This is a genomic window from Pseudomonas sp. HMSC067G02 (genome assembly GCF_001813485.1).
Lineage (GTDB): Bacteria > Pseudomonadota > Gammaproteobacteria > Pseudomonadales > Pseudomonadaceae > Pseudomonas > Pseudomonas aeruginosa.
The window spans coordinates 271,629-291,461 of record NZ_KV812729.1; the positions used below are offsets into that span (position 1 = coordinate 271,629).

The following is a 19,833-nucleotide window of genomic DNA, read 5'->3' on the forward strand; positions in this document are numbered from 1 at the left end:
CGCATGAATCGTTTCAGCGCCTGCACGCGAGCCGTCGCCGCGGCGCACGCCGCGCCGCGCGGGTCGCGGACGGTTCCCAGGCGGGCCCATCCCCCGCATAATTGGCGCCTTTCACTGGCCCCTTGCCGGAGCTATCCCTGCCGATGTCCACCCCGCCTTTTCGCGTCGCGCTCAATGGCTATGGCCGTATCGGCCGCTGCGTCCTGCGCGCGCTGCACGAGCGCCCGGAGCAACTGGGCTTCGAGATCGTCGCGCTGAACGACCTGGCCGACCAGGCCAGCGTCGAGTACCTGACCCGCTTCGACTCCACCCATGGCCGCTTTCCCGGCGAAGTGAAGGTCGACGGCGACTGCCTGCACATCAACGGCGATTGCGTGAAGGTGCTGCGCAGCCCGACTCCGGAGGCCATCGACTGGCAGGCGCTGCGGGTCGACCTGGTGCTGGAGTGCTCCGGCCAGTACACCAATCGCGCCCAGGCCGAGCGTTTCCTCCGCGCCGGCGCGCCGCGGGTGCTGTTCTCGCAGCCGATGGCGAGCGAGGCGGACATCGACGCCACCATCGTCTATGGGGTCAACCAGCAGGACCTCAGCGGCCGCGAAACGCTGGTCTCCAACGCCTCCTGCACGACCAATTGCGGGGTGCCGCTGCTCAAGCTGCTGAACGAGGCGATCGGCCTGGAATACGTGTCGATCACCACCATCCACTCGGCGATGAACGACCAGCCGGTGATCGACGCCTACCACCATGAGGACCTGCGCCGTACCCGTTCGGCGTTCCAGTCGGTGATCCCGGTGTCCACCGGTCTGGCGCGCGGCATCGAACGCCTGTTGCCGGAACTTGCCGGGCGCATCCAGGCCAAAGCCATACGCGTGCCCACGGTGAACGTCTCGGCGCTGGACATCACCCTGCAGACTTCCCGCGACACCTCCGCCGCCGAGATCAACCGGGTGCTTCGCGAGGCCGCCGAAAGCGGCCCGCTGCGCGGACTGCTGGCTTATACCGAGCTGCCGCACGCCAGTTGCGATTTCAACCACGACCCCCATTCGGCCATCGTCGATGGCAGCCAGACCCGCGTTTCCGGGCCTCGCCTGGTCAACCTGCTGGCCTGGTTCGACAACGAATGGGGATTCGCCAACCGTATGCTCGACGTCGCCGGACACTACCTGCGCGCCGCCGTGCCTGATCAACAAGTACCCAAGGACTGATTGTCATGACCGTGTTGAAGATGACTGACCTCGACCTCAAAGGTAAGCGCGTGCTGATCCGCGAGGACCTCAACGTGCCCGTGAAGGACGGCCAGGTGCAGAGCGATGCACGGATCAAGGCCGCCCTGCCGACCCTCAAGCTGGCCCTGGAGAAGGGCGCGGCGGTGATGGTCTGCTCGCACCTGGGCCGTCCGACCGAGGGCGAGTTCTCCGCCGAGAACAGCCTGAAGCCGGTGGCCGAGTACCTGTCCAAGGCCCTGGGCCGCGAAGTGCCGCTGCTGGCCGACTACCTCGACGGCGTCGAGGTCAAGGCGGGCGACCTGGTGCTGTTCGAGAACGTGCGCTTCAACAAGGGCGAGAAGAAGAACGCTGACGAGCTGGCGCAGAAGTACGCCGCGCTGTGCGACGTGTTCGTGATGGATGCCTTCGGTACCGCCCACCGCGCCGAGGGGTCGACCCACGGCGTGGCCAGGTTCGCCAAGGTCGCCGCCGCCGGCCCGCTGCTGGCCGCCGAACTGGACGCGCTGGGCAAGGCGCTGGGCAACCCGGCGCGGCCGATGGCGGCGATCGTCGCCGGCTCCAAGGTTTCCACCAAGCTCGACGTGCTGAACAGCCTGGCCGGCATCTGCGACCAGCTGATCGTCGGCGGCGGCATCGCCAACACCTTCCTCGCCGCGGCCGGACACAAGGTCGGCAAGTCGCTGTACGAGGCCGACCTGGTCGAGACCGCCAAGGCCATCGCCGCCAAGGTCAAGGTGCCGCTGCCGGTGGACGTGGTGGTGGCCAAGGAATTCGCCGAGAGCGCCGTGGCGACCGTCAAGGCCATCGCCGAGGTCGCCGACGACGACATGATCCTCGACATCGGCCCGCAGACCGCCGCGCAGTTCGCCGAGCTGCTGAAGACCTCGAAGACCATCCTGTGGAACGGTCCGGTCGGGGTGTTCGAGTTCGACCAGTTCGGCGAGGGCACCCGTACCCTGGCCAATGCCATCGCCGATAGCGCGGCGTTCTCCATCGCCGGCGGCGGCGATACCCTGGCGGCGATCGACAAGTACGGCATCGCCGAGCGGATCTCCTATATTTCCACCGGTGGCGGCGCGTTCCTCGAGTTCGTCGAGGGCAAGGTCCTGCCGGCCGTGGAAATCCTGGAGCAGCGCGCCAAGGGCTGACGCAGACGGGGCAAACCATTCGCCGTCCTCGGGGGTCACACCTTTGAGGACGACGAAAAAAGGAGGTGCCCCATGCGTTCCGTAACCTTGCCACTCCTGATGTTCTGCCTGGGCCTGGCCGCCTGTAGCGGCGATGGCGGTCGACGCCCGAGCACCTGCGAGGTGATCAGTCCGCCGGACGTGATGGTGCCGACCGAGCAGAACCGCCAGCGGGTCGAGCAGCAGAGTAGCGGCGATCCGACCGCCGGACAAAAGCCGGTGGAATGCCCGTAGTGCTTTTCTGCCAGTTTCTACGGAAAGGGCTGGGGATTCGCCAGCGTACGCAGTAGCATTGCGCCTTTCCTGTGACAGGCAAGGCCAGCCGGCCGCCGCGCGGGCCGCTTGCGGCCCGGCGAGGTGCGGCGGAGCGTTCCGCACGGATGGAGGATGGACATGAACTACTCGCGTATCGCCCTGCTCGGCGGCCTCGCCGCCGCGGCCCTGCTGGCCGGCTGCTCCGGCTCCTCGGGCAAGCCCGGTGGCAAGGACTGGACCCGCTGGACCTGCGACAGCAAGGCGGTGATCGAATGGCGCTATATCGACGGCAGCAAGAACATCGTCGACCTGCGCCTGAAGGACGAGGACGACGTGGTCCACCATCTGGAGCAGGAACCTGCGGCCGTCGGCGCTTTCTATAGCGACGGACGCCTGGGCTTCCACCTGGAGAACGACGAAGGCCTGGTGTACTGGGTCGAAACCGACGACCTCATCGGTCGCGGTTGCAAGGCGCGCTGAGTCGCGCCGGCAGGGGCGCGGCGCCGCGACCGCTCCTCGCAAGGAACTTGAACCGGGCCTGCCCCTGCGGCAGGCTTCTGAATCACTGAACGACCCCGCGATTGGGAGATACGAGAACCATGGCACTCATCAGCATGCGCCAGATGCTGGATCACGCCGCCGAATTCGGCTACGGCGTGCCGGCCTTCAACGTCAACAACCTCGAGCAGATGCGCGCCATCATGGAAGCGGCCGACAAGACCGATTCGCCCGTGATCGTCCAGGCTTCCGCCGGTGCTCGCAAATACGCCGGCGCGCCCTTCCTGCGCCACCTGATCCTCGCCGCGATCGAAGAATTCCCGCACATCCCGGTGGTCATGCACCAGGATCACGGCACCAGTCCCGACGTCTGCCAGCGTTCCATCCAGCTGGGCTTCAGCTCGGTGATGATGGACGGCTCCCTGCGTGAAGACGGCAAGACCCCTGCCGACTACGACTACAACGTCCGCGTGACCCAGCAGACCGTGGCGTTCGCCCATGCCTGCGGCGTGTCCGTGGAAGGCGAGCTGGGCTGCCTGGGTTCCCTGGAAACCGGCATGGCCGGCGAGGAAGACGGCGTCGGCGCGGAAGGCGTGCTGGACCACAGCCAGTTGCTGACCGACCCGGAAGAAGCCGCCGACTTCGTGAAGAAGACCAAGGTCGACGCCCTGGCCATCGCCATCGGCACCAGCCACGGCGCCTACAAGTTCACCAAGCCGCCGACCGGGGACACCCTGTCGATCCAGCGCATCAAGGAAATCCACGCGCGCATCCCGGACACCCACCTGGTGATGCACGGCTCTTCCTCGGTACCGCAGGACTGGCTGGCGATCATCAACGAGTACGGCGGCGAGATCAAAGAGACCTACGGCGTGCCGGTCGAGGAAATCGTCGAGGGCATCAAGTACGGCGTGCGCAAGGTGAACATCGACACCGACCTGCGCCTGGCCTCCACCGGTGCCATCCGCCGCTTCCTGGCGCAGAACCCGAGCGAGTTCGACCCGCGCAAGTACTTCTCCAAGACCGTCGAGGCCATGCGCGACATCTGCATCGCTCGCTACGAAGCCTTCGGCACCGCCGGCAACGCTTCCAAGATCAAGCCGATCTCCCTGGAAGGCATGTTCCAGCGCTACGCCCGCGGCGAGCTGGATCCGAAGGTCAACTAAGCGCCTTCGTTCGAACGGGAGCCCCGCTGGTCGGGGCTCTTGCACATCCGTCCCGGGGAAATCCGATGCGCCGCTGGCTCCTGACCCTGCCGTTCCTCCTGCTGGCCGGTTGCGCTGGCCTGCACACGCCGTCCCGCGACGTCGAGGAGGCCGCGTCGCCGAGCGTAGCGCGTGATCCCGCCGATCCGCAGGATTGCCTGGCGCGTAGCGACTGCACGACCAAGACTTCGCGCACCCTGTTGTTCGTCTTCGACTATGCAGAGGCCGGCGGCGAACTGGTGGTGCGCGACGGTCGCCGACTGGAAACCCCGCCGGCGCCGCACCGCTCCACCTGGCCGGCGTTGCGCATCCAGCTGGCCGAGCCGGTCAACGGTCGCTTCGAGTTCGAGAGCCCCTGCCTGCGCAAGAGCGGCAAGGGCTGCCGCTACAGCCAGGCTACGCTGCTGAAGGTCTACCGCAGCTACCTGGTCGGCAAGCCTTGCTCGCTGCTCAGCCCTCGCGCAGTGAAACGCTGCGTCGACCCGGCGACGACCGCCGCGCGGCGCTGAGTCAGGGCTGCAGGTCGAACAGCGCCTTGCCGTCCATGTCGAACGGCGCCGAGAAATGCTCGTGGATCACCTTCCAGCCGTCGCCTTGCTTGCGGTAGCCGGCGCTGACCCGCATCCACGAGGAGTGCGGCTGGCCGTCCGGGCCGGTGCCGCCGCAGTGGCAGAGGTAGTGGGCGAAGGCGACCTGCTGGTCGGCATGGATCTGCAGTTCGGCGATATCGAAGGTCATCGGTCCTTTGCACATCTCGGTGCAGGCCTGCCAGTGCTTCTGGTAGGCGTCGCGCCCCTTGAATTGCAATTGCAGGATGGCGTCGAAGGCGACGATGTCCTCCGCGTAGTACGAGACGATGCGCGGAACGTCGCTGGCGCGGACGGCGGCTCGCCAGTCTTCGATCAATTGGCGGATGGCGCTGACTTCGCTGCTCATGGCTGACTCCTGGTTGTGGCGGGGGACGCCGGCGTGTGCCGGGATGCTTTTACCCTGGTCGTCGGGTGGGCCTTCGGATCGACAATAGCCTCTTCCCCGAGAGGTCCACGAAGCCCCTGACCAATGGCTGCGAGCCACGCTGCGCAAGGCTTTGAACCGTTCGTCTGGAATTCGGAGGAAAACCGCTGTGCTATACCTCGGGCTTTCCCTGCCGCCCAGGAGGTCCCTCATGTCGTCCGTACACAGCGCCGCCCAGCAAGGTTTCAGCGCCGAGGCCCAGCGTTACGCCCAGGGCCGGCCCGAGTACCCGGAAGCGCTCTCCGACTGGCTGCGCGATGCCCTTGGCCTGCGTCCGCAGACCGTCGCGGTGGACCTCGGCGCCGGCACCGGCAAGTTCACCCGCCTGCTGGCCCGTACCGGCGCGCGGGTGGTCGCGGTGGAACCGGTGGATGCGATGCGCGCCCAGCTCGCCGAAGCCTTGCCGCAGGTCCAGGCGCTGGCCGGTAGCGCCCAGTCGATTCCGCTGGCCAACGGCTTCGCCGACGCCCTGGTGTGCGCACAGGCCTTTCATTGGTTCGCCACCGTGGAGGCGCTGGAGGAAATGCGCCGCGTGCTGACGGCGGAAGGCAGGCTGGGGCTGGTGTGGAACGTGCGTGACGAGTCGCTGGATTGGGTCGCCGAGATCACCCGCATCATCACCCCCTACGAAGGCGATGCGCCGCGTTTCTACAAGGGCGACTGGCGTCGGCCGTTCGAGCGTGCGCCCTTCGGACCGCTGCGACTTTCCACCTTCGCCTACGAGCATGTCGGCCCGCCGGAGCAGGTGATCGTCTCGCGCTTCCTTTCGGTGAGCTTCATCGCCGCCTTGCCGGAGACGGAAAAGAACGCCGTGGCGGCGCAATTGCGCGAGCTGGTCGCCAGCCACCCGGCGCTCAAGGGGAAGGAGCAGGTAGCGCTGCCCTATCGCACCGAGGCCTATCTGGCCGAGGCGCGCTAGGCGTACTGTCCCGCCGCATAACCCGAGGCCCAGGCCCACTGGAAGTTGAAGCCGCCGAGGTGGCCGCTGACGTCCAGTACTTCGCCGACGAAATACAGCCCCGGCGAGCGCTGCGACTCCATGGTCTTCGACGACACTTCGTCGGTGCTCACCCCGCCCAGGGTCACTTCCGCGGTGCGGTAGCCCTCGGTGCCCGAGGGCGTGACCCGCCAGGCCGAAAGCTGCCCGGCGATACCCGCCAGTTCGGTCGGGGTGTACTGTTTCATCGGCTTGGAGACGAACCAGCGGTCGGCCAGCAGTCCGGCGAGCTTCTTGGTGAACAACTCGGCGAGCAGGGTCTTCAGCTCGCTGTTGGGACGCTCGCGCTGTTGCTGCGCCAGCCATTCGCTGGCGTCGTGGTCCGGCAGCAGGTCGATTTCCAGGGTATCGCCCGGTTGCCAGTAGGAGGAAATCTGCAACATCGCCGGGCCGCTGAGGCCGCGATGGGTGAACAGCAGGTTCTCGCGGAACACTTGGCCGTTGCAGCTCACCCGGCAATCCACGGAGGTGCCGGAAAGCTCGGCGCACAGCTCCTTCAGCTGGTCGGTGATGGTGAACGGCACCAGCCCGGCGCGGGTCGGCAGCACCTCGTGGCCGAACTGGCGCGCCACCTGGTAGCCGAAACCGCTAGCGCCGAGGGTCGGGATCGACAGGCCGCCGCTGGCGATCACCAGCGACTCGCAGCGCATCTCGCCGGCGCTGGTACGCAGGCGGTAGCCGGCGTCGTCGCGGGCGATCTCTTCGATCGAGGTGTCCAGCAGGATTTCCGCTCCGGCCTCGGCGCATTCGCGCAGCAGCATCTCGAGGATGTCGCTGGACTTGTTGTCGCAGAACAGCTGGCCGAGTTTCTTCTCGTGGTACGGCACCTGGTGCTTGGCCACCAGGCCGATGAAGTCCCACTGGGTGTAGCGGGCCAGCGCCGACTTGCAGAAGTGCGGGTTGCGCGAAAGGAAGTTGGCCGGCTCGGTGTACAGGTTGGTGAAATTGCAGCGCCCGCCGCCGGACATGAGGATCTTCTTGCCGGCCTTGTTGGCGTGGTCGAGTACCCGCACGCGGCGCCCGCGTCCGGCCGCCGTCATCGCACACATCAGCCCGGCCGCCCCGGCGCCAACGATCAGCACATCTGTACTTGCCACTGTCCCACTCCGCTCATCGGAAACGGCGCGCATCTTACCCGAAGCGGCGGTCGGCCGCCGGAGCTCCCGACGCGGTACACTGGGCGTTTTCCGCGAACCGCCGGACCCGTGCATGATCCCCCTCAAGTACCTCCAGGCCTATCCCGCATCGCTGCAGGACCAGGTCCGCCAGCTGATCGCCGAGAACCGCCTGGGCGAGTACCTCGAGCGCCGCTACCCGGGGCGTCACGATGTGCAGAGCGACAAGGCGCTGTACGCCTACACCATGAACCTCAAGCAGGAACACCTGCGCAACGCGCCGGGCCTGGACAAGGTGCTCTACGACAACAAGCTCGACGTGGTCCAGCGTGCCCTCGGCCTGCACACCGCGATCTCGCGGGTGCAGGGCGGCAAGCTCAAGGCGAAGAAGGAAATCCGCGTGGCTTCCCTGTTCAAGGACGCCGCCCCGGAGTTCCTGCGGATGATCGTCGTCCACGAACTCGCCCACCTGAAGGAAAGCGAGCACAACAAGGCGTTCTACCAGCTCTGCCAGTACATGCTGCCGGACTATCACCAGCTGGAGTTCGACTTGCGGGTGTACCTGACCTGGAAGAGTCTCTAGCGGCTGTTACAAGGATGAATTCTCGATGGGAAGCGCTTCGCAACGTTCGGTGCAGGATCTTTATGAGGACGTGGGAGATCACTACCGGATCTTTATCCGGGCGCCATTCTTTCAATTGCTGAAACACAGGGACTACTGGGTTCCCCTGCTGTATTTCTTCTTCGTGTTGATCACGATGTTCTGGGACTTGTATTGCCACTCCGGACAGTACCTCTACGAAGCCAGGAGTCTGCTCCCTTTCTATCTGTTCCCGTTTCTGATCGCTGCGCTACGGATAGGCGATATCGTCGTCGATACGCGCTGTCGCAATGTGGAGAACCTGGGAGGCTTCGAGCGCTCCGCCGAGAGCAGTCGCTACGTCCAGCTTTCCCTCTACGAACGGCAATGGTTCCGGCTGCGGTACCGGGCCTATGGCGGTAACCTCCGCTGCCTGGCGGGCGATCTGGTGGAGAACTGGCGCCTCTGGAAGGAGGTGAATTCGAAGGCCGCGAAGGATATCGACGGCGCAGTGATGCTGCGATTCTTTCTGCCTCCCCGGGACCTTGCTCGTCTGGTCACGCTGTTGGCTGCGCTCATTGCGGTCATCGCCACTCTCATCATTACCCTGGGGGCTGACAGGCAGGGCTATTTCGAGTTTGTCGACAACCTGCCCGCCTATCTGAAACTGTATTGGGGCGTCGTTTTCATCATTGCCTTCAGCGGTCCATACATGATCTTCCTGGGGATGCAGGCGCGCCTGGTACTGCGCGCAATGATCGACGCATTATCCATTTCCCAACCAAGCGACAAGCTGTTCTATCAATTCATCCAGCGGCTCATCTGGGCGGACGGAGTGAAACCGGCGAACCCCAGTGCCAACAGCAGGGTGCTACGGGCGGTCGACTCCATGGTCGACTTCTTCTACGAGGAGTGGAGAAGCGCCATCGGCAAGCTTGTGCTGTGGCTCGTTGCCCTGCTTGTGCTGCTTCTTTGCACGCTTTTGCATTGCCTGCTCCGAGTCTTTTCCTCGGCGAGAACGTTGGGAGAGGCGCTGATGCGGATTCTCTTGGCTGTTCTGGGGGGCGTTTGCTGGATAGTCGCGGCGATCCAGCGCTTGAATCTTGCCGTGCCCTTCCACTGGACCTTCTTCGTGCTGACGGGAACGGGAGCCTTGTTCGCAACCCTCTGCGGGCAGCCCTGACTCAGACTGTCCGGCGCAGGCGCGCCACGGTCTCCGGCAGTTCGCGCATGTGCTCGACGATGGCGATGGCGCCCAGCTCGCGCAGTACCTCGGCGTGCCCGGCGGGAATGTGCCCGGCGCCGACGAAGCCGATCACCCGCATCCCCGCGGCGAGGGCGGCGCGGGTGCCGGTGCTGCTGTCTTCCACCACCAGGCAACGCTCGGGGGCGACGCCGAGCAGGCTGGCGGCGTGCAGGTAGACGTCGGGTGCGGGCTTGGGCAGGGCGACCATATCGGCGCTGGCCAGGCGTTCGCCGATCAGTTCGCTGAGCCCGGCGCGCGCCAGCGAGCGCTCCAGGCTGTGGCGGCGGCTGTTGGAGGCCACCGCGACGGGCAGATCCAGGGCCAGCAGCGCCTCGCGTGCGCCGGGAATGGGTTGGACCTGGGCGACCATCTCCTCGCTGCGCTGGCGCACCTCGCGGTTGAAGCTGTCGGGGATGCGCAGGCCGAAGTGCTTCTCGACGCGATCGAGGATGTCGCGGCTGGTCAGGCCGAAGGTGCCTTCCAGCAGGCGCTGCAGCTCCTCCAGCGGCGCGTAGGCGCTGAGCGCCTCGTACATCACGCGCTCGGCGATGACCTCGCTGTCGACCAGGACGCCGTCGCAGTCGGAAATCAGTGCGTCGATGGGATGGGGCATGGGCTACCTCGCTGCGGGCGTTGGCGCAGGGCGCCGGAGTGGGAGCGAGGCATTCTAACCCCGGTCAGGGGCGGGAAGGGAAACAGGGAGAGGGAGAACGCCGAGCCGTGCGGCCCGGCGGGAAGGAATCAGGCGATGCCTTTCGGGTTCTGGCCGTACTGGTTCTGGCCGGCGTCGCTGTCCTTGGCCAGCAGGTAGATCAGGTACAGGCCGACGATCGGGATCAGCGCGATCAGCATCCACCAGCCGCTCTTGTTGATGTCGTGCAGACGCCGGGCGGTGACGCCCAGGGCCGGCAGCAGCACGGCGAGCGAGTAGAGATTGGCGATCGGCAGGAGCTTTTCACTGATCAGGCCGAGCACGACGCTCAGCGCGACGGAGATGATGATGTTCACCAGGGTGAACATCCAGTATTCCTTGCGACGGGCACGCCCGTTGAAGTCGAAGTAGTGTTCCTTCACGCATTTCAGAAACCATTCCATGTTTGCCTCCTGGGCGTACTGGTAAAGCGGGAGAGTGGGTGCCGCGACAAGTACCCCCGCGCCTCCTTGCCGGGAAAGCACAGTGTAGCCGTACTGTCAGTGAATTCGTACAGGATGTTGCGAAAATCATTCACATTGCATAGCAGCGGATCGCCGAAATGTGCGCCGGTAGCGCTTTCAGCGAGCGGAGTCGGCCTGGCGGCGGAAACGGCCCGGCGATTCGCCGAAGGCCTGGCGGAAATTGCGGGAAAACGCCGCCTCCGACTGGTAGCCGGTCTCGGCGGCGATATCCAGCAGGCTCTTCTGCGTTTGTCGCAGCAGACCGCGGGCCTTTTCCATGCGGATGCGGGTCAGCAGGATCCACGGCGAGGTCCCGCCGAGGGCGGAGAAGGCGCGGACGAAACTGGCCCGCGACATCGCCGCCTGCTGGGCAAGCTGTTCCAGGGTCCAGGCATGCTCCGGGCGTTCCAGCATGGCCCGCAGGGCTCGTCCCAGGCGGGCGTCGCCCAGCAGGCCGAACAGGCCGTCGCCCAGCGGTTGGCGGTCCAGGTAGGCGCGCAGGGCCAGGGCGAACAGCGCGGTGGCCAGCGCGTCGATGATCGAGCGGGCGCCGCTGCGGGTGCTCTCGGCTTCCTCGCGCATCAACCCGATCAGCGCGCGCAGGGGCTGCTGGGTCGACTCGTCCATATGCACCAGCAGGCGCTCGGGGAGCGCGCCGAACAGGCTGGCACCGGCGTGGTAGCGGTAGCTGCCGCAAAGCATGTCGAGGGCCTCGCCGGGGCCGTTCAACTGGTACAGCGGGATGCTGCCGCGGCGCTCTACGGTGGGTTCGCAGGGTTGCGCCGGGCTGTCGCTGCGCAGGAGGTGCGGGGTGCCGCGTGGCAACAGGATCAGGTCGCCGGGATGCAGGTCGAGGCGAGCGCCATCGAGGAATTCGCAATAGCAGGTGCCGGCCATGACGATATGGAAGGTCGCCTCGCCGGGCACCGCTTGCGGGTGCTCCAGCGCCCAGCTGCCCTGTAGCTGGCAGCGCTGGTCGAGGCGGCCCTGCAGGTTGGCGAGCTGGATGAGCCGGTCGAGTGGGTCCATGGGATGAGCCGATCAGGTCGAAAGTAGAGACGCATGGGCAGGCGGCGCGGTCCAGACTGGTCGAGACTGGTAACCCGACGCGCCACTCCCGGCGCGAAAGCAACGGAGAATATCACCATGCTGAACAACTGGACCGAGTTCGTCCCCGCCGTGAAAAAAGCCTTCGGTGCCCTGGGCAAGCAACACCCGAAGATGCTCGCCGCCTATGGCGCGCTGGAGGAAGCCAGCGCCGAGGGCGCCCTGGATGCCAAGACCCGCGAACTGATCTCCATCGCCGTGGCTATTACCACCCGTTGCGACGGTTGCATCGGCGTGCACACCGAGGCCGCGCTGAAGGCCGGCGCCAGCGAGGCGGAAATCGCCCAGACCCTGGCTACCGCCATCTCCCTGAATGCCGGCGCCGCCTATGTCTATTCGCTGCGCGCGCTGGAAGCCTACGACCAGTTCAAAAAGTGAGGCCGTACAGGCGCTGCAGGTAGAACAGCAACCCCAGCCAGGCCACCAGGGCCAGCCAGCCCAGCCCCAGCAGGCCCTTGCGCAGCAGCGTCGAGGGCCTGCCGTGGAGCAGGTCGACCAGGCTCAGCACGCCGCCGAGCAGCAGCAGGCCGAGCAGCGCCTGGGTGTACTGGGCGAAACTCGGCGACAACGCCTCGTCGCCGTGGGCGGCATAGTTGTACAGGTTCCAGGCGCAGATCAGCGTCGCCGGCAGCAGCGCCAGCAGCGCGCCGAGCCAGCGCCCGCGGACATGCAGGAGGAAGCCCGCGAGCAGGCCGACCAGCCCGGTACCCAGCGGTAGCAGCGCCAGGCCCTGGCTGAGGTAGACCAGGTCGACGCCGTCGGCGAGCGCCATCGGGGTGACGAAACGGTAGCTGCCGCTGGCGCAGAGCAGCACCGAAAGCAGCAACAGGGCGTAGCCCGGCAGGTACGGCCAGAAGGCGGGACGCGGGGGCAGGTCGGACATGGATGTTCCTTGCGGGTTGTCCGCTCGCATGAGCGTAGGCTCAAGCGTACCGCTGCGCGTGACAGGCGGCGAGTACCGTTGCGGTTGAACCCTCCGCGAATGGCGGGAGTCAGTCATAGGGTGACGCGAAAAAACGCCGGCTCACGCGCCGGACACCGTATCGACCCTGGACCAAGGAGTTCCGTTCATGGACCTGATCCGCATCCTCATCGCCATCCTCCTGCCGCCGCTGGGCGTGTTCCTGCAAGTCGGCTTCGGCGGCGCCTTCTGGCTGAACATCCTGCTCACCCTGCTCGGCTACATCCCGGGCATCGTCCACGCGGTGTACATCATCGCCAAGCGTTGAGGCCCCTGCTCAGGCGTAGTTCCATGGTTCCTTCACGGTGAAGTCCCGCCACGGGTCTTCGCCGTGGAAGGGGCCGACATAGAGCACCTCGCCGCCCCGGACGATCCATTCCATACCGTGTTCGCGGTCCCATTCGCAGTTCAGCGACAGGTGGATCACCGCTTCGTCGCCCTGTTCCGGGTCGGGCACGATCAGCTCGCCCGGTTCGATCCGTTCCAGCACCCCGCGCGCCGGCGCGACTTCCTCCGCAGACTCGCCCAGCCGCTCCAGGCGCGCGGCGCGGTAGCGCAGGCTGGCGGCACAAAGCCGCTCGACCACGGCGTCATCCAGTTCGTCGAGGGCTCGGGCGCAGCGCCAGGCGTAGGCGTCGTCGGCCTCGTTCTCGATGAACAGGCTGATGTAGCGCCGGTACAGGCGCCAATACACTTCGCCCATGTTCGCATCGTCCAGGTTGCGGATCAGTTCCATGCGTGGTCTCCCTGTTCAGCAGCGTTCGGTGAGGGCGATGCCACGGCCGTCGCCGAAGCCATCGTGTACGTGCAGCCACAGCGGGATCGGCCAGGCCCAGCCGCCGGCCTTCCACCAGCACTCGGCGAACCAGGCTTGCAGCGTATCGGCGAGCAGGTCGACGCCGCCGAAGCCGTCGGCGAAGTAGGCTTCGTCGAAATCCGGGGCATGTCCCAGGCCGAGCGCCAGGTCCAGCGCCTTGCCGGGAAACAGGCGCGGGTCGCTGGCGTCGACCCGGTTGTTGGCGCCATTCAGGTACAACCACGCTTCCGCTGCGTCGCGTCCGTCCTCGCCGAGGAACAGTTGGATCTCGCCGTCGCGCAGTCCTTCCTCCAAGGGTTGCCGGAGCAGCTCGCGCAGGCGCTGGATCACGCCCGGCGCGGCGCGTTGCAGGTCGCGGCGGTAGCGCTCGCGGAATTGTTCGGGGCTGAGGCCGAAAGGAATCATGGGCGTTTCTCCGTCATTCGGGCAGGCAGGGCCCGGCTTCCAGCCAGGCCTCCAGGCTGGGTGCCAGGGGTTCGAAGCAGTCCGGGGTCATCGCGCCATGGTCGACCAGGAACAGCGCCTGCCAATGGTCGTCCAGGGCCATCACCACGGCGCGGCCGCCGCTGTCGTCGCCTATGGCCAGGTAACCGGGGCAGTAGAGAGAGGTTTCGAAGGCCCGGTTGCGTTCCAGCAACTCGTCGGCGGCGTAGAGCAGCAGGTCCGGCTCGACGAGGCGGCCGCCGTGCTGCTCCAGAGCGGCGACGAAGGCAGCCGGCAGCGGTTGTCCGAGCCAGGCCTCTAGGGCATCCAATTCAGGCTTCATCGGGCTCGTCCAGGGCAAACAATGCATGGTGGCGGGCATGGGCCAGCAGGCGTTCGCCCAGCGCGTCGGCCAGGGCGTAGAAGCGCGTGTCCAGCGCATCCAGGGCCGCTTCGCAGTCGCGGTCGGGTTCATCGGCCCAGGTCGGCATGCGCAACTGGCGTTCGGCCTGGGAGACTGGCACCGGACCGTCGCCGAACAGCAGGGCGGCGGCTCGCTCCAGCAGGGCCAGGGCGTCCTCCGCCTCCAACTCGCGAAGACCCGCGCGCGCCGCCTGGTACTGGTCGCCGGAGGAGTTGCCGAAGTACTGGTCGAAGCCGCCGTTGTGCACTTCGCCGCTGAGCACGCTCACTGCGTAGTAGCTCCGTTCGGCCGGCGACAGCCCGGCGAATCTCTCGCGGCCATCGTAGACGCGATTCACCAGCGCGCTCCAGTACAGCGCCTGCGGACTCGTCAGGTAGCGCCGTCGCTCCGTGTGGAAACGCTTGCCATCCTCGATGTTCTGCCGGTAGCCGCCCTTGCAGGGCATGCACAGTCCGTCGTTCCTCGCCGCCGTGGTCGGGAGAATGAGATGGCCGCAGGCGCGGCAGGGAAGGCGGTCGGTCATGAGCGGTCCTTGCTGGTGGAAGGGGCTCATTATTGCGCAGGATCGTTCAGCTTGAACGACAGTTTTGCTTGCCAGCCTGGCACGGCATTGCCCGCTGGCATGGCCGACCCTCTCTCCCGTCGGGGAGAGGGGCATGAGGACCGGCGCGGAGCGAGAAGCATCACCCCGCGCCAGCCCCCTCAGCTACGACTCACGGAAACGGCCACGCCGGCGACCCCTGGCTCATGTCCAGAAGCTTCACCGTGCTGTATTCGTTGGTCCGGTTGTTGGCATAGAAGAACGCCGGCTGCTCGGCGAAACCGTAGGCCGCCACCTGCGCCTGGGCCGCTGCCGAGGTACGGATGCCCCATAGCGCGAAGGTTGGCCGCTGGTCGCGCTGGGTCAGCCAGGACAGGCCGATCAGCAGGTTGTCGTTGCCGTCGGTGCTGCTGGCGTCGCCGCTGTTGCCCGGGCGCTGGGCGTAGGTGCCGTAGCCGAGAGCGGCCTTGTTGGCGTCCCAGTCGGCCTTGTCCACCTGGCGCTGGTGCAGGTAGAGCAGGGTCCAGATGTCCCAGCCTTGCAGCGGATCGCTCTTCAGGTCGGCCCAGTAATGCACCCATTGGGTATAGAAGGCCATCCGCTCGCCGTTCAGCGCGTAGGTGCCCGGGTCTTCCCACAGGCGCTTGTATACGCCTGCCAGCGGATCGGCCTCGGCGCGTCCGGCGACGATCAGGTTGTAGGCGTTGCGGTAGTTGACCCGCGTATCGTCGAGGTTCTGCCCGAACTCGCGGAGCACGCGCCAGTCCTTGTGCAACGGGAATATCTGGTTGGAGATTTCGCCCGAGCGCCCGCCGTAGACCTTCAGTCGATTCACTTGCAGGTTGTGGCCCAGCTCATGGCTTTCGCCCCAGCCACGCGGGTTCAGGCCCCAGGTCTGGTCGTAGGGGTTGCCGCTGCAACCGCCGCCGCACTGGGCGTACTGGTCGACGTTGATGTGCTGGGTGCCGGGCAGCTTGTGCAGGGTCTCGCTGTCGCAGTCCCAGCCGCGCACCGCGCATTCCTGCTGGATTGCCGGAGTCTTCGCCTGGTTGGGAATGGTGAAGCCGGCCAGGGTGTAGGCGTCGTCGATGAACACCTCGTTCAACTCACGGATGAAGCGCTGGACGTCGCCGCCATAGTCCTTGTCGATCGAGCCACGGACCTTCTCCACCTTGGCGTGGACCTCCACCGAGCCGCTGCGGATCTCCAGCCAGTCGGCCTTGTCGGCGTCCAGCGCCTGGATGAAGTCGGCAATCGCCTGGCTGCTGTCCTCGCCCGGCTGGATGTCGAGGAACGGCTGGCTGGCCGCGCCGGTTACCTTGACGGTTACCGTCTGACCCGGCGTGGCGCCGCTGTAGACCAGTTGCAACAGGCCGCCGTAGGGCGATACCAGCGCCACCGACTGGTTTGCCTGGAGCTTGATGTCCGGGCTCTTGAGGAAGCGCGGGCGGTCATACTGGCGGGTATTCCACAGCCGCGTCGAGCCGATGCGCTGGGTGTTCAGGCCGACCGCCAGGCTGGCCTGGCCAGCGTCTTCGATGCGAATGCTCAGGCGCTTGCCCGGCGCCGCCATGCGGCCGATGGCGGTGAAGCCCTGGGCCGACGGCAAGGTGAGGGTCAGGGTTTCCTCCGAGCCCGATACCGGCATCGACTGTTGGCGCTGGCCGGCGTAGCTGCCCAGTTCCTTCTGCGCCGCGCCGGCTTCGCGCACGTAGCCGACGATGGCGTCGGCGACGAAGGTTTCCTGGAAGCGCGCCGTGTCGGCGGCCTTGTCCATCGGGTAGCGGATGTTCTGCCGCACCGCGTCGGCCCACAGCAGCCAGAGCCGCAGCGAGGTGGTGCCGGGCAGGGCGAAGAGGTTCTGCGCCTTCTGGTTGTAGGCGTCGAGGGCGCCTTTCAATACATCGACGCGCTTGCTGAAGTCGCTCAGTCCCGGCACGTCGTCGCAGGTGGTGCGACCGACGTAGGAGGTGCATTTCGACCAGTCGTAGTCCGTGCGCCAGCTACCGTCGACGATCTGCTGCACCAGCGCCGGGTCCTGGCCATAGGCGCCGCCCAACTCGACCGAACGCGTCCGGGTGCGGCTGGATGGCACCGTGTCCTTGTCCCAGTAGTTGCCGCCGTAGGGGCCTTCCTGCAGGCCCAGGCCGGCGAGGATCTGCTGGCCGGTGCTGCTCTGGTTCCAGCCATTGGTGTGCACGAAGAGGATCGGCAGCCCGGCCTGTAGCCGTGCGCGCACCGTGGCGCTCAGGCTAGCGGCGCTGGCGCCGTTGCCCAGTACCAGCAATTTGCTGGTGCTGGCGCAACTGGCGTCGGTCAGCGCGTTGCAGGCGGCGTCCGCCGGTTGCAGGCCGGCGCTCTTCAGGCCGTTGAGGGTGGCGGTCTTGTCCACCCCGACCACGCTGACCTTGAAGTCCTTCGCAGTGGCCGCGCCCGGGTCGCCGTTCACCAGCCACTGCACCGCCCGCTTCAGCAGCGGCGCGTGGGCGGCATTGGCCCCGCTCAGTTGGGTGAGCACGTTGGTGCCATAGGCCAGCCCGCGGCCGCCGGCCTCCAGGCTCAGGCTGGCGAGCACGCGGCCCTTGTCGCCGATGAGGAAGGGCAGGGTATTGTCCGGGTTGGCCGGCAGGACCCACATGCTGGCGGCGCCAGGATCATAGGCTTGGCTGAGGTTCTGGTAGAGACCGTCGAGCAACTGCGTGCGGGTCTGGCGGATGCGCTCGACCTGCTGCTGCAGGCGGAGGGCGACCAGGTGGCTGTCGGTCAGTTGCGAGGAATCCCCGCTGACCAGTGCCGCATCGAGGATTTCTTCCTGGGTGGCCGCCTGGGCGGACAGCGCGCCAGCCAGGCAGAAACCGGCCAGCAACGCTCGGTGGCGAGGGATGGGTGAGCGACTCATGTTCTCTCCTTGCAGTGAGGGAAATGCAGTGGTGGACAAGCTCACAACTGGCGCTATCGGCCCGTGGAGGGCGGCATATTGTTATGGGTGCGCCGGGTATCGCGTCGAACAGGGAATGGGCCTCGGACAATGCCGGAAATACGCATGGGCGATCCGCTGCATCGAACGAGTCAAGGCGAGAGGAGCATGTTGGGAAAGGCGGAAAAACTATCTGTTCTGGTTGTTTTGAACTGCGTCTGATTATTTGGATTTTATTTTTACCGATTGTTCGAAGCGCTCTGGAATAGGCGCTCCAGCGTTTCCTGTGACGAAACGATCCAGACTTTGGTTAGGGTCTTGGAAAATACCGAGGATGTATTTCCAGAGCTGTCGATCGAGTTGGAAGTTGCAGTTTCATGAAGGTTTAAGTGCTTCGAAGTTACCGCGTTGGCGATGGAATCGATATCGTCCGGTAGTGCCTTCGGAAGTGCCTGATAAGTGCCTTCCCACGCTCAGGCGGCGAGCAGAGCGCCACGTCCATCGGATTCCGCTCCGCCAGCGCCAGTTCGCCTTCGCCGAAACTTGCGCTGCTGCCGCCGACACCCTGCAATTGATCGCGCAGTGGGGGCGATTCACACCAAAGCCTGTGACCTGCAGCACGGCTCGCCGGTGCAACGGTAGAGACCTATCGGCAGGTGCTGGAAACCTGCCGTTTCCAGCACGAAGATGCCGTAGGGTGAGAAAAATACGTGGTCGATCTGTGTCGTGCCGTCCGGCGTGTTCAGGGTGACGTTGTGCAGGCGGCGGTAGGTTTGCCTGTCCAGCTGCCAATGGGCGAACAGGCGCACCAGCAGTTCACCGATCTGCCCCTTGGCCCAAGGCGATTTGAGCAGGCCGATCAGCAGGGCTGCCGGGATAAACCAGGTCAGCATGCCCCAGACCTGGGCGACTATCGGGCTGTAATCCACTTTATTCCTTGAGCCGAGCTGCTTAATGGAGAGGCGACCATTGTCCTATGGCGCGATGACGCATCAAGGGCTGATGAGCCAGGTGCAGGCGCTCAGCGTGCTATCTGGTAACGGGTGCTACGCCCTCCGCCGGGCAGTCGCTCGATGCAGCCCTTTTCCAGCAGGTCGCTCAGGTGGCGGGTCGCGGTGGCTTTGGAAACCTTGGCCACAGCTTGGTATTGCGCCGCACTGATGCCGTCCTCGAACCCCCTTTCGCCGCCATCGAGCAGGCGGTTAAGCACTTTGATCTGCTCCGCCGATAGCGTTTGGCTGCGATGTGCCTGCCAGAAGCGCGCCTTGACCAGCACGCGGTCTATACGGGCAAGGGCTTGCTCCAGGCTCTTGAGCAAGGTTTCGAGAAACCACTGCAGCCACTTGGTGATATCCAGCCCGCCTTTCTGACTGGCTTCTAGGATGCGGTAATAGCCGGCGCGGTCGTCGAGGATGCTCGCAGACATGGCGTAGAAGCGAATGGCTTGCTGCTCGCCCTGAGCCAATGCCAGATCGGTGATAGCGCGGGTGAGGCGACCGTTGCCGTCGTCGAAGGGATGCAGGGTCACGAACCAGAAATGTGCGATACCGGCGCGCAGAAAGGGGTCGAGGCTGGCATCGCTGCGGCTGCTTTCGAACCAGGCGAGAAAGTCCGCCAGTTGCGCTTCCAACCCTGCGCGGGGAGGGGCTTCGAAATATACGGTAGGGCGGTCTATCCGACCCGAAACTACCTGCATGGGCTCTTCGCCGCGCAGTGCGCCGATGTGTAGTGGTCGAGCCAGAAGTTGGTCATCGGTGGGGAATAACCAACTGTGCCAGGTGAACAGTCGCTGTTCGTCTAGCGGCTCTTGATGTGCGTGGGTGGCATCGAGCAGCAGTTCCGCCAGGCCTTCGGAGCGAGAGGTGGTTCGACCTTCTTCGTGCAATCCCAGTCGCCGTGCCAGTGATGAGCGCACCGAACCGACATTCAGTTGCTCTCCCTCAATGGCTGAAGAGGTGACGATGTTCTGCAGCATGGCATCCAGGCTGCTCTGCACTTCGGTGTCACTCCCCACGGCACCGAGCATTCCTAACAAACGACCCTGAGCCTGGCTACAGGAGCGCAGCAGTGGTGCAAGCGCTTCGGCTTGCCAGTTGAACTGCGGCCAGTCGGGCTGCTGCCAGATCCAGAGTGGGTCGTTCATAAGGGATGTTCATCTTGAGCCG

Annotated in this window: 23 protein-coding genes and 1 pseudogene; 11 read left to right on the forward strand and 13 right to left on the reverse strand. The window is 65.7% G+C overall.

Annotation, left to right across the window (positions count from 1 at the left end; translation table 11 throughout):
• Positions 1-143: 143 nt before the first annotated feature.
• The 6 genes from epd (at position 144) to HMPREF2914_RS30155 (ending at position 4,880) form a co-directional block, all read left to right on the forward strand.
• Positions 144-1,205 (forward strand): erythrose-4-phosphate dehydrogenase, encoded by a 1,062-nt coding sequence (gene epd / locus HMPREF2914_RS30130; RefSeq protein WP_003084958.1) that lies wholly within the window; start codon positions 144-146, stop codon positions 1,203-1,205.
• A gap of 5 nt (positions 1,206-1,210) precedes the next feature.
• A complete protein-coding gene (locus HMPREF2914_RS30135) occupies positions 1,211-2,374 on the forward strand; it encodes a phosphoglycerate kinase (RefSeq protein ID WP_003084960.1) in 1,164 nt (387 codons plus the stop codon).
• 72 nt (positions 2,375-2,446) lie between these two features.
• The gene (locus HMPREF2914_RS30140; protein WP_003084961.1) at positions 2,447-2,647 is read left to right on the forward strand and encodes a hypothetical protein; all 201 of its coding nucleotides are present in this window, start codon (positions 2,447-2,449) and stop codon (positions 2,645-2,647) included.
• Positions 2,648-2,806: 159 nt separating this feature from the next.
• Positions 2,807-3,148 carry an MliC family protein gene (locus tag HMPREF2914_RS30145; protein WP_003084963.1) on the forward strand — a complete coding sequence of 114 codons (342 nt, stop codon included), beginning with the start codon at positions 2,807-2,809 and terminating at the stop codon, positions 3,146-3,148.
• A gap of 119 nt (positions 3,149-3,267) precedes the next feature.
• A complete protein-coding gene (fba, locus tag HMPREF2914_RS30150; protein WP_003084964.1) occupies positions 3,268-4,332 on the forward strand; it encodes a class II fructose-bisphosphate aldolase in 1,065 nt (354 codons plus the stop codon).
• A 65-nt stretch (positions 4,333-4,397) separates the two neighbouring features.
• Complete coding sequence (locus HMPREF2914_RS30155; protein ID WP_015502261.1) at positions 4,398-4,880, forward strand: hypothetical protein; 483 nt, start codon at positions 4,398-4,400, stop codon at positions 4,878-4,880.
• 1 nt (position 4,881) lies between these two features.
• On the opposite strand, the gene HMPREF2914_RS32710 is transcribed toward HMPREF2914_RS30155, so the two are convergent.
• A complete protein-coding gene (locus HMPREF2914_RS32710; protein ID WP_003110219.1) occupies positions 4,882-5,307 on the reverse strand; it encodes a YybH family protein in 426 nt (141 codons plus the stop codon).
• Between the two features lie 229 nt (positions 5,308-5,536).
• Here HMPREF2914_RS32710 and HMPREF2914_RS30165 point away from each other — a divergent pair, with 229 nt between their 5' ends.
• On the forward strand, positions 5,537-6,304 hold the full coding sequence (locus tag HMPREF2914_RS30165) for a class I SAM-dependent methyltransferase (RefSeq protein WP_003084969.1): 768 nt from the start codon (positions 5,537-5,539) through the stop codon (positions 6,302-6,304).
• Here HMPREF2914_RS30165 and HMPREF2914_RS30170 read toward each other — a convergent pair.
• Positions 6,301-7,479 carry a BaiN/RdsA family NAD(P)/FAD-dependent oxidoreductase gene (locus HMPREF2914_RS30170; protein ID WP_003084970.1) on the reverse strand — a complete coding sequence of 393 codons (1,179 nt, stop codon included), beginning with the start codon at positions 7,477-7,479 and terminating at the stop codon, positions 6,301-6,303. The genes HMPREF2914_RS30165 and HMPREF2914_RS30170 overlap by 4 nt on opposite strands.
• Positions 7,480-7,591: 112 nt before the next feature.
• On the opposite strand from HMPREF2914_RS30170, the gene HMPREF2914_RS30175 reads away from it, so the two are divergent.
• Positions 7,592-8,080, forward strand: a complete 489-nt coding sequence (locus HMPREF2914_RS30175) for a M48 metallopeptidase family protein (RefSeq protein WP_003084971.1) — start codon at positions 7,592-7,594, stop codon at positions 8,078-8,080.
• A 25-nt stretch (positions 8,081-8,105) separates the two neighbouring features.
• Entirely contained in the window at positions 8,106-9,260 is a 1,155-nt protein-coding gene (locus tag HMPREF2914_RS30180) for a hypothetical protein (RefSeq protein ID WP_003118883.1), read from the forward strand.
• A 1-nt stretch (position 9,261) separates the two neighbouring features.
• Here HMPREF2914_RS30180 and HMPREF2914_RS30185 read toward each other — a convergent pair whose 3' ends face one another.
• The 3 genes from HMPREF2914_RS30185 to HMPREF2914_RS30195 form a co-directional block, all read right to left on the reverse strand.
• Positions 9,262-9,936 (reverse strand): HAD family hydrolase, encoded by a 675-nt coding sequence (locus HMPREF2914_RS30185; RefSeq protein WP_003101612.1) that lies wholly within the window; start codon positions 9,934-9,936, stop codon positions 9,262-9,264.
• A 128-nt stretch (positions 9,937-10,064) separates the two neighbouring features.
• A complete protein-coding gene (locus HMPREF2914_RS30190; protein ID WP_003084974.1) occupies positions 10,065-10,418 on the reverse strand; it encodes a DUF805 domain-containing protein in 354 nt (117 codons plus the stop codon).
• A 177-nt stretch (positions 10,419-10,595) separates the two neighbouring features.
• Positions 10,596-11,507: an AraC family transcriptional regulator gene (locus tag HMPREF2914_RS30195; protein WP_003161938.1), complete on the reverse strand. Its 912-nt coding sequence runs from the start codon at positions 11,505-11,507 to the stop codon at positions 10,596-10,598.
• A gap of 117 nt (positions 11,508-11,624) precedes the next feature.
• On the opposite strand from HMPREF2914_RS30195, the gene HMPREF2914_RS30200 reads away from it, so the two are divergent.
• Complete coding sequence (locus HMPREF2914_RS30200) at positions 11,625-11,963, forward strand: carboxymuconolactone decarboxylase family protein (RefSeq protein WP_003084980.1); 339 nt, start codon at positions 11,625-11,627, stop codon at positions 11,961-11,963.
• Here the strand turns inward: HMPREF2914_RS30200 and HMPREF2914_RS30205 are convergent.
• On the reverse strand, positions 11,953-12,468 hold the full coding sequence (locus HMPREF2914_RS30205; RefSeq protein WP_003117947.1) for a hypothetical protein: 516 nt from the start codon (positions 12,466-12,468) through the stop codon (positions 11,953-11,955). The two genes, HMPREF2914_RS30200 and HMPREF2914_RS30205, sit on opposite strands and share 11 nt — an antisense overlap.
• Before the next feature lie 187 nt (positions 12,469-12,655).
• On the opposite strand from HMPREF2914_RS30205, the gene HMPREF2914_RS30210 reads away from it, so the two are divergent.
• On the forward strand, positions 12,656-12,814 hold the full coding sequence (locus HMPREF2914_RS30210; protein ID WP_003084988.1) for a YqaE/Pmp3 family membrane protein: 159 nt from the start codon (positions 12,656-12,658) through the stop codon (positions 12,812-12,814).
• Positions 12,815-12,823: 9 nt separating this feature from the next.
• On the opposite strand, the gene HMPREF2914_RS30215 is transcribed toward HMPREF2914_RS30210, so the two are convergent.
• From HMPREF2914_RS30215 to HMPREF2914_RS30245, 7 genes and pseudogenes are all read right to left on the reverse strand, one after another.
• Complete coding sequence (locus HMPREF2914_RS30215; protein ID WP_003084991.1) at positions 12,824-13,282, reverse strand: DUF6985 domain-containing protein; 459 nt, start codon at positions 13,280-13,282, stop codon at positions 12,824-12,826.
• 15 nt (positions 13,283-13,297) lie between these two features.
• Positions 13,298-13,768 (reverse strand): hypothetical protein, encoded by a 471-nt coding sequence (locus HMPREF2914_RS30220; RefSeq protein WP_003161937.1) that lies wholly within the window; start codon positions 13,766-13,768, stop codon positions 13,298-13,300.
• Positions 13,769-13,781: 13 nt separating this feature from the next.
• On the reverse strand, positions 13,782-14,129 hold the full coding sequence (locus HMPREF2914_RS30225; protein WP_003084996.1) for an SMI1/KNR4 family protein: 348 nt from the start codon (positions 14,127-14,129) through the stop codon (positions 13,782-13,784).
• A complete protein-coding gene (locus HMPREF2914_RS30230; RefSeq protein WP_023092348.1) occupies positions 14,119-14,733 on the reverse strand; it encodes a DMP19 family protein in 615 nt (204 codons plus the stop codon). The genes HMPREF2914_RS30225 and HMPREF2914_RS30230 overlap by 11 nt, the downstream gene beginning before the upstream one ends.
• 190 nt (positions 14,734-14,923) lie before the next feature.
• On the reverse strand, positions 14,924-17,695 hold the full coding sequence (gene impA / locus HMPREF2914_RS30235; protein ID WP_023980261.1) for an ImpA family metalloprotease: 2,772 nt from the start codon (positions 17,693-17,695) through the stop codon (positions 14,924-14,926).
• Between the two features lie 644 nt (positions 17,696-18,339).
• Positions 18,340-18,597 (reverse strand): annotated as a pseudogene (locus HMPREF2914_RS30240) (nuclease-related domain-containing protein); the annotation flags it as partial.
• A 92-nt stretch (positions 18,598-18,689) separates the two neighbouring features.
• Positions 18,690-19,811: a Fic family protein gene (locus HMPREF2914_RS30245; protein ID WP_003137352.1), complete on the reverse strand. Its 1,122-nt coding sequence runs from the start codon at positions 19,809-19,811 to the stop codon at positions 18,690-18,692.
• Between the last annotated feature and the right edge of the window lie 22 nt (positions 19,812-19,833).

What these genes read in the sequence shown, in the direction of transcription:
- HMPREF2914_RS30210 (WP_003084988.1), top strand. Translation starts at nt 12,656, where the DNA reads ATGGACCTGATCCGCATCCTCATCGCCATCCTCCTGCCGCCGCTGGGC.
- HMPREF2914_RS30165 (WP_003084969.1), top strand. Translation starts at nt 5,537, where the DNA reads ATGTCGTCCGTACACAGCGCCGCCCAGCAAGGTTTCAGCGCCGAGGCC.
- HMPREF2914_RS30200 (WP_003084980.1), top strand. Translation starts at nt 11,625, where the DNA reads ATGCTGAACAACTGGACCGAGTTCGTCCCCGCCGTGAAAAAAGCCTTC.
- HMPREF2914_RS30145 (WP_003084963.1), top strand. Translation starts at nt 2,807, where the DNA reads ATGAACTACTCGCGTATCGCCCTGCTCGGCGGCCTCGCCGCCGCGGCC.
- HMPREF2914_RS30245 (WP_003137352.1), bottom strand. Translation starts at nt 19,811, where the DNA reads ATGAACGACCCACTCTGGATCTGGCAGCAGCCCGACTGGCCGCAGTTC.
- HMPREF2914_RS30190 (WP_003084974.1), bottom strand. Translation starts at nt 10,418, where the DNA reads ATGGAATGGTTTCTGAAATGCGTGAAGGAACACTACTTCGACTTCAAC.
- HMPREF2914_RS30230 (WP_023092348.1), bottom strand. Translation starts at nt 14,733, where the DNA reads ATGACCGACCGCCTTCCCTGCCGCGCCTGCGGCCATCTCATTCTCCCG.
- epd (WP_003084958.1), top strand. Translation starts at nt 144, where the DNA reads ATGTCCACCCCGCCTTTTCGCGTCGCGCTCAATGGCTATGGCCGTATC.
- HMPREF2914_RS30140 (WP_003084961.1), top strand. Translation starts at nt 2,447, where the DNA reads ATGCGTTCCGTAACCTTGCCACTCCTGATGTTCTGCCTGGGCCTGGCC.
- HMPREF2914_RS30205 (WP_003117947.1), bottom strand. Translation starts at nt 12,468, where the DNA reads ATGTCCGACCTGCCCCCGCGTCCCGCCTTCTGGCCGTACCTGCCGGGC.
- HMPREF2914_RS30185 (WP_003101612.1), bottom strand. Translation starts at nt 9,936, where the DNA reads ATGCCCCATCCCATCGACGCACTGATTTCCGACTGCGACGGCGTCCTG.
- HMPREF2914_RS30180 (WP_003118883.1), top strand. Translation starts at nt 8,106, where the DNA reads ATGGGAAGCGCTTCGCAACGTTCGGTGCAGGATCTTTATGAGGACGTG.
- HMPREF2914_RS30135 (WP_003084960.1), top strand. Translation starts at nt 1,211, where the DNA reads ATGACCGTGTTGAAGATGACTGACCTCGACCTCAAAGGTAAGCGCGTG.
- HMPREF2914_RS30175 (WP_003084971.1), top strand. Translation starts at nt 7,592, where the DNA reads ATGATCCCCCTCAAGTACCTCCAGGCCTATCCCGCATCGCTGCAGGAC.
- fba (WP_003084964.1), top strand. Translation starts at nt 3,268, where the DNA reads ATGGCACTCATCAGCATGCGCCAGATGCTGGATCACGCCGCCGAATTC.
- HMPREF2914_RS30225 (WP_003084996.1), bottom strand. Translation starts at nt 14,129, where the DNA reads ATGAAGCCTGAATTGGATGCCCTAGAGGCCTGGCTCGGACAACCGCTG.
- HMPREF2914_RS30155 (WP_015502261.1), top strand. Translation starts at nt 4,398, where the DNA reads ATGCGCCGCTGGCTCCTGACCCTGCCGTTCCTCCTGCTGGCCGGTTGC.
- HMPREF2914_RS30215 (WP_003084991.1), bottom strand. Translation starts at nt 13,282, where the DNA reads ATGGAACTGATCCGCAACCTGGACGATGCGAACATGGGCGAAGTGTAT.
- HMPREF2914_RS30195 (WP_003161938.1), bottom strand. Translation starts at nt 11,507, where the DNA reads ATGGACCCACTCGACCGGCTCATCCAGCTCGCCAACCTGCAGGGCCGC.
- HMPREF2914_RS32710 (WP_003110219.1), bottom strand. Translation starts at nt 5,307, where the DNA reads ATGAGCAGCGAAGTCAGCGCCATCCGCCAATTGATCGAAGACTGGCGA.
- HMPREF2914_RS30220 (WP_003161937.1), bottom strand. Translation starts at nt 13,768, where the DNA reads ATGATTCCTTTCGGCCTCAGCCCCGAACAATTCCGCGAGCGCTACCGC.